A 12740-nucleotide genomic window follows, 5' to 3' on the forward strand; every position below is an offset into this window, starting at 1 on the left:
CACTGATTCAAGGAGCACGACCATGCTGCAACTGCGACCCTTCGAAAGCCTTGGCCATGCCAATCACGGCTGGCTCGACGCCCACCACCATTTCTCCTTTGCCGAGTACCACGACCCTGCGCGTATGCATTGGGGCAACCTGCGGGTATGGAACGATGACCTGATCGCCGCCGGCAGCGGTTTTGCGCCGCACCCGCACCGCGACATGGAAATCATCACCTATGTGCGTGAAGGCGCCATCACCCACCAGGACAGCCTGGGCAACAAGGGCCGTACCGAAGCAGGTGATGTGCAGGTGATGAGTGCCGGCAGCGGCATCGTGCACAGCGAATACAACCTGGAGGCAATCGACACGCGCATTTTCCAGATCTGGATCGTGCCGGAGCGGGTTGGCGATGCACCGTCGTGGGGCTCGCGCCCTTTCCCCAACGGTGAACGCGGCGAAGGCTTCGTGACCCTGGCCAGTGGCCGGGCGGGTGATGAGCAGAGCTTGCAGATCCGCACCGATGCGCGCCTGGTGGCAGCTACCTTGAAGGCGGGTGAAACGGCTGAGTACCGCTTCGATGCCGGGCGCCGGGGTTATCTGGTGCCGGCCAAGGGGCTGGTGGAGGTCAACGGTTTGCGGGCCAAAGGCCGGGACGGTGTAGCGATCGAGCAGGAAGAGGTACTGCGGGTAACCGCCATCGAAGACAGCGAGATCGTGCTGGTCGATGTGGCATGAGTGTCCTGGGGCTGCCGTGCAGCCCCGGTCCACTGATCAATCAGGCAATTGCGGCATCCACCAACACTTGCGCTTCCGCCACCAGGCGCTGCAGGTGCGCTTCATCGATGAAGCTCTCGGCATAGATCTTGTAGATGTCCTCGGTGCCCGAGGGCCGCGCGGCAAACCAGCCATTGGCGGTCATTACCTTCAGCCCGCCGATGGCCTGGCCATTACCCGGCGCGTGGCTCAGGATCTGGACGATGGGCTCGCCGGCCAGTTCGGTCGACTTGACTTGCTCCGGCGCCAGCTTGCTCAACAACGCCTTCTGCCGTGGATCAGCCTTGGCTTCGACCCGCGTCGCGAATGGCTTGCCCAGTGCCGCGGTGAGGTCGGCATAGGCCTGGCTCGGGTTGCGGCCGGTACGGGCGGTCATTTCGGCAGCCAGCAACGCCGGGATCAGGCCGTCCTTGTCGGTGGCCCAGACCGAGCCGTCCTTGCGCAAGAAAGAAGCCCCCGCGCTCTCTTCACCGCCAAAGCCCAGCGAGCCGTCGAACAGGCCCTGGGCAAAGTACTTGAAGCCCACCGGCACTTCATACAATGTGCGGCCCAGACGCTCGGTGACACGGTCGATCAGGCCGCTGGACACCACGGTCTTGCCCACGGCAGCATCACTGCGCCAGTGCGGGCGGTGGCGGTACAGGTAGTCGATGGCCACCGCCAGGTAGTTGTTCGGTTGCAGCAAGCCATCGGCGGTGACGATGCCGTGGCGGTCATGGTCCGGGTCGCAGGCAAAGGCCACGTCGAAACGCTCCCGCAGGCCAATCAGGCCCTGCATGGCATAGGGCGAGGAAGGGTCCATGCGGATCTGGCCATCCCAGTCGACGGTCATGAACCGGAAGGTCGGGTCGACCTCGGTGTTGACCACCTCCAGGTTGAGTTTGTAGTGCTCGGCGATTGCCGACCAATAGCGCACACCGGCACCGCCCAGCGGATCGACACCCAGGCGCAGGTTGGCGCTGCGGATGACGTCGAAGTCGATGACATTTTCCAAGTCAGCGACGTAGTGGCGGATGTAGTCGTGGCGGTGCGTGGTGGGCGCCTGCAACGCTTGCGCGTGGGGCATGCGCTTGACGCCAGCAAGGTCTGCAGCCAGCAGCTCGTTGGCCTTGGCCTCGACCCACTTGGTCACGTCGCTGTCTGCCGGGCCGCCATTGGGTGGGTTGTACTTGAAACCACCGCTCTGCGGCGGGTTGTGCGACGGGGTGATGACGATGCCGTCAGCCAGGCCGTTTTCACGGCCGCGGTTGTAGCACAGGATGGCGTGGGACACTGCCGGAGTCGGCGTGTACTCATCGTCCTTGGACAGCATTACCTGCACGCCGTTGGCAGCCAGTACTTCCAGTGCGCTGGCCGCAGCCGGCGTGGACAGCGCGTGGGTGTCGGCCCCCACGAACAGCGGGCCGTCGATGCCCTTCTCCTGGCGGTACAGGCAAATGGCTTGGGTAATCGCCAGCACATGGTCTTCGTTGAAGCTCAGGTCGAACGAGCTGCCCCGGTGCCCCGAAGTGCCGAAGGCCACGCGCTGGGCCGCCACGGCGGCGTCTGGGCGGCCGGTATAGTAAGCGGTGAGCAGGCGGGGAATATCGACCAGCACGCTGGCCGGAGCCGGCTTGCCTGCCAAAGGACTGAGCGTCATGCAAAAACCTCGAGTTCAACGAATGTGGGTGTTGGAACACGCAGTGTACTGGGAGTTGCAAAGCGACGCGATGACCCTGCCAAGGATTATCCGCCAGCCGTCCGCCACCAGGTGGGAAACATCTGCTGCACCCGTGGATCGGCGAAGCGTTCGTCGATCAGTACCAGCACACCCCGGTCATGGTCGCCACGAATGACCCGCCCCGCCGCCTGGATCACTTTGCGTACGCCGGGGTACAGGTAGGCGTAGTCGAAACCAGCGCCAAACTGTCGCCCCAGGCGCTGCTTGAACTGTTCGTTGACCGGGTTGACCTGGGGCAGCCCGAGGGTGGCGACGAACGCGCCGATCAGACGCGAGCCTGGCAAATCGACCCCCTCGCCAAAGGCGCCGCCGAGCACGGCAAACCCTACGCCCTGCCCGTGCGCCACGAAGCGCGCAAGAAATGCCTGGCGGGCCTCTTCGTCCATCCCCGGTGCCTGGGCCCACAGCGGCACATCAGGATGGCGCTCGGCCAAAAGACCTGCCACCTGCTGCAGGTACTCGAAGCTACTGAAGAACGCCAGGTAGTTGCCAGGCTGGCGCTGGTACTGTTCGGCGATCAGCGCAACGATAGGTGTCAGCGACGCCTGGCGCTCGCGATAGCGGGTCGAGACGTCGCTGGCGATGCGCACCTCGAGCTGCTCGGCGCGAAACGGCGCCGCCACGTCGAGCCAGGCTGTATCTGCCGGCATACCAAGCAGGTCGGTATAGAAATGCCGCGGGCTCAGCGTAGCGGAAAACAGCGTTACGCTGCGTGCGGCCTGCATGCGCGGGCCAAGCAAGCGCGCCGGGGTGACGTTGCGCAGGCACAGGTTGGCCAGGCGCCGTTTGCGGGGCCCCTCGCGCACGCTCACATCGAACAGGAAATGGTCGTCGAACAGCTCGGCCACCCGGCTGAACTGCAACGCCTGGTAGAAGAACTGCAACACCTGCCCATCCACCTGTGCAGGCGCTTCGTTCAGGCGCTCCTGGATGAGCCCGATGCAGTGCTGCAACGTCCGCAAAAAGGTACCCGGCAACAGTTCACTGGCCTGGTAAGGCCCTCGCTGCTCCTTGTACAGGGCATTCCACTGGCGGTTCAACCGATCCAGCGCGCTGACCAACCCTGTCGGCTTGCTCTGGCGCAGCGCCAGCAGTTGGCCCTGATCGAGGCTGGCGCTGTACATGCCACGGCCACGCTCCACCAGGTTGTGCGCTTCGTCCACCAGCACTGCAACCCGCCACTGGTTCGCCTGGGTCAGGCCGAACAGCAGGGCGTGGGCGTCGAAGTAATAGTTGTAGTCGGCCACCAGTACATCCACCCAGCGGGCCATTTCCTGGCCGAGGTAGTACGGGCAGACCTGATGCGCCAAGGCCACGTCGCGCAGCGTGGCGCGGTCCAGCAGTGGCAATTGCGCAGCCGCTTCGCGCGCAGCGGGCAAGCGGTCGTAGAAGCCCTGTGCCAAGGGGCAGGCTTCGCCATGGCAGGCCTTGTCCGGGTGTTCACAGGCCTTGTCCCGCGCAATCAGTTCCAAGGTGCGCAAGGCCGGCTGTGGCTCGGCCTCGGTGATCTGGCGCAGCGCATCCAGGGCCAGTGCCCGGCCTGGGGTTTTGGCCGTGAGGAAGAACAACTTGTCGAGTTGTTGCGGCACCATGGCTTTAAGCAGCGGGAACAACGTGCCCAGGGTCTTGCCAATTCCCGTGCTGGCCTGGGCCATCAGGCAGCGCCCGGTGCTCACGGCTTTGTACAAGGTTTCTGCCAGTTGCCGCTGGCCTTGACGAAACTGCGGGTAGGGAAAGCCCAGTGTCTGCAGCCCACGGTTTCGCTCGGCCAGGCGCCGTTCCTGGGCCTGGGCCCAGGCCACAAAGCGTTGGCACTGGGTTTCGAAGAAAGCGTGCAGCTCGCTGGCGTCGTAGTGTTGGCTGATCAGCGTCTGGCTGTCGTTGTCCACATCCAGGTACACCAGCGCCACCTCGATGGCCGGCAACTGTCGCGCCTGGCACATCAGCCAGGCGTAGACCTTGGCCTGGGCCCAATGCAACTGGCGGTGGTTGGCCGGCTGGCGCGCGAGGTCGCCACGGTGGGTCTTGATCTCTTCCAGCCGATTGGCGGCAGGGTCATAACCATCGGCGCGCCCACGCACCAGCAGGCCCGGATAGTGGCCTTCGAGGGCGACCTCGGCCTCGTACCCAGCGGCACGCCGCGCCACGACGCGGCGATGGCCTGCTATGCCCTCCTGCGCTGTGGGCGACGGCGTAAAGCGCAGGTCCAGGTCACCGGCCTTGGCGCTGAACTCGCAGAGCGCGCGCACCGCCACCCGGTAGCTCACGCGGTTTCGTCCCAGCGCACATGGCACACCGCTACGGGCAAGCCATGCTCGGCGCAGATGGCCAGCCAACGCAACTGGTTGTCTTGCAACCGATCACCCGGCCCCTTGACCTCGACCATGCGGTACTGGCCCTGCTCCGGCCAGAACTGAACCAGGTCCGGCATGCCTGCGCGGTTGTTGCGAATGTCCTGCAACAGGCGCAGGAAGCACTGCTTGAGGTGTGCAGGCGGCAGGCACGCCAGAGCTTGGGCAAGCAGGGCCTCGCTGAGCATCGGCCAAAACACGAAGGGCGATTGCAGGCCATGCTTGGCCGCATAGCAGTCGAGTATTGCCTGGCGATGGCTGCCGTCGTCGAGCCGACCCAGGCAGGCATCGAACTGCGCAGCGCGGCGCAACTGGAAATCGCTGTCGTGCAGGTCCTGGGGCGCCGCCTGGAAGGGGTTGAAGAATGCGCCGGGAACCGGGGCGAAAATCGCGTCCCAGCACAACAGGCCGAACAGGCTGTTGAACAGCGTATTCTCCACGTAGTGGACCTGCCCTCCCGCCTGCGCCAGGTGTTGCCGAACCGCCTCTTCCACACCCAGCGCAGCCTGCTCACGTGGCAGTTGCAGCTCGATCAGTTCAGGCACAGCGGCACGCCGCCGCCGCTGTACCGGCCCGCCCAGCTTGCGGGCCAGGCGCGGTAACATGCGCTGCAAGGCCTGCACTTCCAAGGCATTGGCAGGGGTTTCAGCCAGGTGCAGGGCCAGGGTATGGGCCTCTGCCCAGCGTTCGCTGCGCTCAAGCACACGCACCCGGCGAATACGGGCTTGCGCATGGCTGCTCTGGGCATACACCTCAAGCGCCAGTTCCCATTCGCCCGAGCGCTCGCATTGCTGCCCCAGGGCGAACAGCAGGCGCGCATGACGGCGGGCCAGCCAGGGGTTGTCGCTGCGCCACCCCGCCAGCGCGTCCAGGATCGACACCGGTGGCTCACCCCGTTCCAGACGCTCGGTACACTGATGCAACGCCATGGCCAGGTCGACCTCGATGCGCTGCTGCAGGGCCCGTGAGCCAGGGCTGAACGGCACCTGCTCGAAGCGCAGCAGGCCAAGGTCGGCAAGGACGAACTCCGACCAGTCCTGGTACAGGTTGCCAAAGAACAACAAGCGGATACGGTCGCATAACGGCTGCAGGCACCACTCTACGATTTGCACTGGGGCCTCGGCAAACCACTCGGATAACGGCCTGGGGGCCGGCGCCAGCGCCTGAAGTTGCTTGAACAGCTCGCCCTTGGCTAAACGAGGGCAGCTCAGTTGCTCGGCGAAACACCCGGCCAGCTCGTCCTTGCGCAGCAAGGCAAACAACTGCTCCAGGCTCAACTGAGCGGGCTCACGCACCCAGCCCAGCGCTTGCAGAGGCTGCAATGCGCGGTAGGTATCGCCGATTTCGGCATAGTCGAGGCGGTCGCTGCGAAACAGCTCACCCTTACGCATCACCATGCGCACCATCAACGCCTGGGCCGGTTGGGCAAGCGCTGCAAACGCATGGATGAAGGCAAGCTCCTGCGTATCCAGCAGGTCGGCGTAGCGTTGTTCGACCCACAGCAGGACCTGCCGAAAGTTATGCAGGTAGTACAGCGGGTCATCGACGGAATGGGCGATCACAAGACAAGTCGGGCGTAGAAATTAGACACTGTTTATACATACAGCCAACGACCACTGGCAAGCGCCACGCGTCGTAAACCGCTCAGAGCGTCAGAATCATTTCATGCCAGGCCATACCGCCGTGGTCCGAGGGCGAAGGCTTCACATACTGGTAGCCCATTTTTCGGTACAGCGCGACATGCTGTTCCTTGCACATCAGGTGGATGGTTTTCTTGCCCAGCGCCTTCATGCGCTCGACAAAGGCATTCATCAACAGCGTTGAGTAGCCCTTGCCCTGATGGGCCGGGTCTACCACTACCGACATGATCACAACGTTCTCGGCGGCCGGGTCATGGCCTACCAGTTCCTTGAACGCTTCATCGGCCATCACCACCTCATGGGCACAACCGCTGTTGATGAACCCGATCACCTCGCCGTCGACCTCCAGAATCAGAAAACCCTCGGGGTACTGGGCGATGCGCGTGGCGATCTTTTCAAGGGTTGCAGCCTCATCCCCCTCGTAGGCACCGATTTCGATCTGGTAGCAACGTTGGGCGTCCTGGGAGACGGGTTGACGCAAATGCGCGGTGCTCATGCCTGGGCTCCTGGAGATGAACAAAGCGGCCATGATAAGCCAATCACTGGCTACCTGCCCGGTCACTCCTTTCTCAGGTCCTTGATCAACGCCTTGTAGTGCTTGACTTGCTGTTGCACATAGGCCTGCAGTTCGTCACCCGTCAGCGCAAAGGGCAGCAGCCTACGCTCGGCACGCAGCCGGGCAAATTGATCCGAGGCCAGTTGCTGGTCAAACAGCGTTTTCCACCGTGCATAGTCCTCATCACTGACGTTGGGGCCCAGGTAATAGCCTCTGACAACTGGGCAGACGATATCGTAGCCCTGCTCCTTCGCGGTAGGAATGTCCTTGAGTTCACCGTCAAGCCGCTGTTCGGCAAGAACGGCAAGCAGCCTCATCTGACCTCGGCGTACATAGGGCATGGACTCAAATACATCGGTGCTGCTCACTTCGGTGTAACCACCCAGTAAGGCCGTAGCACTTTCACCCCCGCTCTCCAGAGCAATGTAGCGTAATTCAGCAATATCAATGCCCGCGGCTTTGGCGATAAGGGCTGCCTGTACCCAATCCTGTCCCCCTGCAGTTCCGCCAGAGCCGAACAGCACACGCCGAGGTTGTTTTTTCAGTGCTTTGACCAGGTCATCTAGGTTCTGGTAAGGGGAATCGCTTCTTACGGCAATAGCACCGTAACTTTTACCCACGGCGGCAACCCAGCGCACCGCACTTTCATCGAAGCGACCAAATTTCCCCTGGGCGATGTTGAGTAGTGACCCGCTCGACCACGCAATCAGTGTGTCAGGCTCTGCCGGCCGTTGAACGACGATCGTGTTGTAGGTCACCGCCCCAACCCCACCCGGCATGTAGCTGACCTGCATCGGCTCGTTGAATACCTTTGCCTCGGCCAAGGCGCTTTTTATCAGCTGGCATGTCAAGTCGCCTCCGCCCCCCGGTGAGCCAGGCACAATGCACTCCGGTGTCGCGGAATGCGCGTACTCATAGGGCGCCAACAACGAACAAGCGACCAGGCAGAAGCCGTGCATTAGAAACCTCATACCCGTTCCCTCACGCTTTCCAGCATTATGATTGTCGACACATTCTGGGCAGGGACTTTGCCGTTGTGCAAGAGCACGACGGTGAAGCGGCATCATGGCGGGCGATGAAAGTCTAAAAATCTTTTTTAAATCAGGAAATTACAAATTACATATATTTTCTGATCGAGTTCAGCGCAATCCAGGCGCTCATGCACCAAAAAAAGAATGTCGACAATCAACATGAAATTCTAACCAAAGTGCCGCTTTCGAAAGCTGAGCGAAAGGTTCGAGCAGTACAGTGAAACGGCTAGCACTCCACGTTGGGTCTGAAGCATTGCTTCACCTTGCAAGCGCATCTTTGCACCGCGCCATCAAATACCGGAACTCAGTGCATTCGCCAACTTGGACAACGCCTTATCCATTTCGTCTGCCTGGCCTCCCGCCCAGGTGAGGGCCAGATACTGTTGGAAATGTCCTTGCAAGCTGAAGCGGGCGCCCGTCAGAACCTGCAGGGCTGTTTCGCCCTCCACCGCGAGCAGGCGATCCACCTGGACGGGCTGTTGCAGGCGCACCCATACAACCTGGCCGCCGTCGGGCATGGCAAAGTCCACCTGCCTGCCCAGGCGCGTTGCAAGCTGCTGACAAAACAGCTCCATGCGCCGCTGCAGCAGCACGCGCAGCCGGCACAATTGTGCGTCGATTTCTCCCTTGGCGAACATCTGTGCCAATGCTTGCTGGCGCAAGGGTGGGAGGTGAAAGGCACGCAAGGCGAACGCTTCGGCCAATGCAGTGTGCCTGCTCAGCACATAAGCGTAGGGCGCTTCGGCACCCACCGCCGCCTCCAGCGAACCGAGCACGAGCAGCCTGCCCGGGTCAACCCAGTCACGCAAACGCGAAGCGGGGGGCGTGCTGAAACAGCGTTCGCTGTCCAGGTCGTTTTCCAGCAGCCACACGGGGTAGCCGGCCAACACTTCGGCAATCTGCTGTTGGTCCTCTGCCGTCATCAGCCGCCCCAGGGGCAGGCCGAGGCAAGACGGCATGATCATCATGCGCACCGACGTTTGCCGGAGCATCCTCGCCAGGCTGCCAAGGTCCGGGACCCCTTGAGTGTTCAACGGTAGCTCCTGTACCTGCATGCCCAGACGCTGCAATACCCCCAGCAACCGCCAACAGCACGGCGAGGCCACCAGCACTGTGCAGCCTTGCAGCGCCAATGCCGCGAATAGCGTTTCCAGCAACGCCTGCACGTCGTGCCCCAGGTGCACGTCCTCGGCCCGCCACGTTTGGCGCGACGAGCGCGTATAACGCTCTGCCAGGGCATTACGCAGGCGCGTACCCACCATGCTCTGCGGCGCAGGCGCCAGGTTTTTACGCTGACGCGCAAGGCGCCGCTCATGGGCAAATAGCGTGCGTTCAATCAAGAGCTGTGCCGACATCATTCGATCACCCAGGGGTGGTGCAGCCCCACGGGCCTGCACGAAATAGCCCGACTTGGGTACCGACAATACACGGCCTTCATGCTCCAGCAGGCCATAGGCAGCCTGCACGGTGGCCAGTGACACACGCAGGCGCCGGGACAAGGCCCGCAATGAAGGCAAACGCGTCTGCCCTCCCCGTTCTGCTTCGTCGATCAATGCTTGCAGATAGTGATACACCGTCTGATAGGCGAACTCACGCCCCATCCGCGTGCCCCTTGCAAGCGAGCGCTCCCGTCTCAGGCGCAGGCGCCAGCCATGCCAGGTGCACATCGCGCCTGGCCAGGTTGGCCAGCAGGCGCCGGGCGCTCCGGTGTAGCCGCCCGGCATAGATCGCGCGCAACTGCACAAGTGTCAGGCCACTGGTACTGACCAGCCAGTCCTTGACAGCTTCGGGGCATGGTTTGCCTTGCAAAGCGCGATGAAGATACGGCAATGCCACCAGCATGTCCCGATGGCAACACTGCAGGAAAAGCTCCAGGCCTTTGCCCTGGTCGGCAAATGGGCTGTGCAGCATGCAGGTCAGTTGAATCGGGTTGATGCCATAGGCGTTGGCGAATCGGACCTGCTGCGGGCTGTGCTGCATGCTGACGCCTTTGTGGCAAACCAAGTGCAAGGTTTGCCTGGGCGTTGCCTGCTTGCTGCACTGCGCGCGCAGCTCATGCAACTGGGCCAGGGCCAAGGGGTCGAGCAATGCTGCCAAGGGTAGGGTTTCCCGGGAGGGTTCGAAGCAGCCCATCATCTGGTCCAGCTCACCGTCGCCCAACAGCTGCGGCAGCAGGTCGTCCAGGGCTATGACTCTCAACGGGACCTGCGCAAGCGGCTCGCACCCTAACGTGCCCGGCTCATCAAGGGGGGAGCCGGCGACAGCATGCAACTGCCCCAATCGGTCGGCCAGGGTCGCCATGCAATGATGCAAAGTGGCCGAGCCCGCGTCTCCTGCAAGACGCAGGCCCCGTCGCGCCCAGGCCAGGTAGCGCCGCCGCTGGCGCAAAGGCATGGCTGTGACCAGCGCATCGGCCCACGGCTGGCCCTCCAGCGCCAGGCGCAAGGCCGCAGCCAGCTCCAACTGCACGCGGCTACCCAGCACGGCCTCCGGTCGCGCATCAACCAGATGGCCGAACAGCAGCATCGCATCCCGCGACAGGTTCCAGTGTTCGGCTGCCACGGCGGCCGGCCGGCTGAAAGGCGTTATCACCCCTGCTTCGAGCGTCTGCAACTGCACCCGCACATCATCATGCATGAACAAGGCGTTGAAACTCTGTTCGTGATGCTCGATCAGTGCACTGCTGACGCCCGGCACGCAGATCACCACGACACGTAGCTGAAACGTGACCGGCGCGCGCAACGCAATGCTCAACTGGGCAGCACGCAGAATCGCCAGCAAGCGGGCGCTGCGACGATCGCCACCCTGCATCACCAGCAGCCGGAAGGTCCCGATGTACTCAGGCCCTCCGGCGGCCACCAACAAGCGCTGGATCAGCAACTGCAAGGACGCACGCTGCGCCTGGGACATATGGCTCAACAAGCGCTCTAGCACCTGTTGGTAGATGTAGTGCATCGCCTGATCGTGAACAATACTCACGCGTCACCTCACAACTTCAGTCATTCACTGCACCCATGCGTCAGTCCGATCAGAAATGCAGAAAAGTAATATTAAGAAACTTCCCAGAAATTACGGGAAACACTGAAGTGGTTGATCACTGCCGCCGGTTCATTGAAAAAAAACGTTTCTGTCGGGTACCGCCCGGTGCCCTTAATCGCATACCACTAGGCTCAAGCCTCTCCATCGCACGCTCCCTGCGCCAACTATCATTACGCCATTATCAAGCGTTACCGAACGATTAAAAGATACAGATTCAGGTAAAAAAACCATTCAGCAGCGCTGCAACTTAAAATGCGCCCCCATCGCTTCAACTCAAAGCGGAAATAGTTTCAGAAAGTTAAACCAAACCCGTCTGACAAGTGTTAACCGCGCGGGAAATGTATTAAAACGACGTAGGAATATTCTTAATCGACGCACAAAAAAACCCGGGCTTCTGCCCGGGTCATTCGTCGTTCAAACGTTTTCAGCCTTGCGCCATATCCAGCACCACCCGGCCGCCGCACGGGCATTCATCCATGTAACGGTGGGCTTGCACCACTTGGTCGAACGGATAGACCTTGATGATCTGCGGTGTCAGCAACTGGTCGGCGGTAAACTGGTTGATATCGCGCAGGGCACGTTGCAGGGCAACCTGGTCCTGGCTGATGCCCAGCTCCGGTTTACCGGTGAAGTTGCCGATACAGTGCACATAGAACTGGATGTTCTTCTGGAACGCCGCACAGGCCGGGAAAGGCGTTTGGTTGCCACCTTGCAGGCCATAGAGCACCAGGCTGCCACGTGGGGCGAGCACATCGCCAAGCAGCGACATCTGCGGCCCACCCAGGCCGTCGAGCACCATGTCCACGCCGCGCCCGTCCGTGTACTTGCCGATCTGCATGAGCAAGTCCTGCTCTTCGGTGACGATCACCTTGTCGGCCCCCAGGCCCAGCAGGTACTCGCGCTGCTCCGGCGCCTTGGTGGCGGCGAACACTTTCAGCCCAAGGGCCTTGCCCAATTGCACGAACGCAGGCCCGGCACAGTGGCTGGCGTCGGTAACCAGTGCGGTCTGCCCCGCCTTGGCCCGGGCCAGGTCGACGTAGGCGAAATAGGCGATGAGCAACGGCGTGTAGTGCACGCTGGCTTCGATCGGCGTAAGGACAGCTGGGTAGCGGGTAATCGCGGTGCGTGGCAAAACGATCACGTCACCGTACACCGGGTGATCATTGGCGCTGGTGGCCGGGAAGCTCGCCACCCGGTCGCCCACCGCGATGTCGTCGACACCGTCGCCGACTGCAGTCACCACACCGGCCATTTCATGGCCGATCCCTGCCGGCAGGCGGGCCTGGGATGGAGCCAGGTTCTGCCGCCAAAGCACGTCGTACCAGCTCACGCCGATCGCTTCGACGCGAATCTGCACTTCGCCGACAGCAGGTGACGGTTCGGCCTGCTCCTCGCAACGGAGCACGTCGGCAGCGCCGAACTTGTGGAAACGGATCATGCGGGACATCGCATACCTCGCCTTTGTGAATCTCGTATTACCACGGACTTTATCCGGGCTTTTGCCGTTAGACCATCAGTGGCTATTAATAGTCGACATGCTTGTCATCGATTGGGCACCTCACATTCCTATGCATTGGCCCCCGGAAATCGGTGCAGGGTAACAGCCTTTGGCCTTAAGATTCACCCCTGCCCCACTTTAGGCG

9 protein-coding genes are annotated in these 12740 nt (G+C 62.1%); 1 reads left to right on the forward strand and 8 read right to left on the reverse strand.

Annotated elements, in window-relative coordinates:
* Positions 1-22 precede the first annotated feature (22 nt).
* A complete protein-coding gene (locus APH34_RS02945; protein WP_054899674.1) occupies positions 23-721 on the forward strand; it encodes a pirin family protein in 699 nt (232 codons plus the stop codon).
* Between the two features lie 40 nt (positions 722-761).
* Here APH34_RS02945 and pgm read toward each other — a convergent pair whose 3' ends face one another.
* The 8 genes from pgm to APH34_RS02985 form a co-directional block, all read right to left on the reverse strand.
* Complete coding sequence (pgm, locus tag APH34_RS02950) at positions 762-2399, reverse strand: phosphoglucomutase (alpha-D-glucose-1,6-bisphosphate-dependent) (RefSeq protein WP_054899675.1); 1638 nt, start codon at positions 2397-2399, stop codon at positions 762-764.
* A gap of 86 nt (positions 2400-2485) precedes the next feature.
* The gene (locus APH34_RS02955; protein ID WP_054899676.1) at positions 2486-4747 is read right to left on the reverse strand and encodes an ATP-dependent DNA helicase; all 2262 of its coding nucleotides are present in this window, start codon (positions 4745-4747) and stop codon (positions 2486-2488) included.
* Complete coding sequence (locus APH34_RS02960; RefSeq protein WP_054899677.1) at positions 4744-6393, reverse strand: VRR-NUC domain-containing protein; 1650 nt, start codon at positions 6391-6393, stop codon at positions 4744-4746. Before APH34_RS02960 ends, APH34_RS02955 begins: the two co-directional genes overlap by 4 nt.
* A gap of 82 nt (positions 6394-6475) precedes the next feature.
* Positions 6476-6967, reverse strand: a complete 492-nt coding sequence (locus APH34_RS02965) for a GNAT family N-acetyltransferase (RefSeq protein ID WP_054899678.1) — start codon at positions 6965-6967, stop codon at positions 6476-6478.
* Positions 6968-7029: 62 nt separating this feature from the next.
* Positions 7030-7998 carry a tripartite tricarboxylate transporter substrate binding protein gene (locus APH34_RS02970; RefSeq protein WP_054899679.1) on the reverse strand — a complete coding sequence of 323 codons (969 nt, stop codon included), beginning with the start codon at positions 7996-7998 and terminating at the stop codon, positions 7030-7032.
* A gap of 350 nt (positions 7999-8348) precedes the next feature.
* Positions 8349-9659, reverse strand: a complete 1311-nt coding sequence (locus APH34_RS02975) for an aminotransferase class I/II-fold pyridoxal phosphate-dependent enzyme (protein WP_054899680.1) — start codon at positions 9657-9659, stop codon at positions 8349-8351.
* Positions 9649-11037 carry a hypothetical protein gene (locus APH34_RS02980; protein WP_054899681.1) on the reverse strand — a complete coding sequence of 463 codons (1389 nt, stop codon included), beginning with the start codon at positions 11035-11037 and terminating at the stop codon, positions 9649-9651. The genes APH34_RS02975 and APH34_RS02980 overlap by 11 nt, the downstream gene beginning before the upstream one ends.
* A 484-nt stretch (positions 11038-11521) precedes the next feature.
* Positions 11522-12544, reverse strand: a complete 1023-nt coding sequence (locus APH34_RS02985) for a zinc-dependent alcohol dehydrogenase family protein (protein WP_054899682.1) — start codon at positions 12542-12544, stop codon at positions 11522-11524.
* Positions 12545-12740 lie beyond the last annotated feature (196 nt).

This window comes from Pseudomonas sp. NBRC 111131 (assembly GCF_001320525.1).
Taxonomy (GTDB): Bacteria; Pseudomonadota; Gammaproteobacteria; order Pseudomonadales; family Pseudomonadaceae; genus Aquipseudomonas; species Aquipseudomonas ceruminis.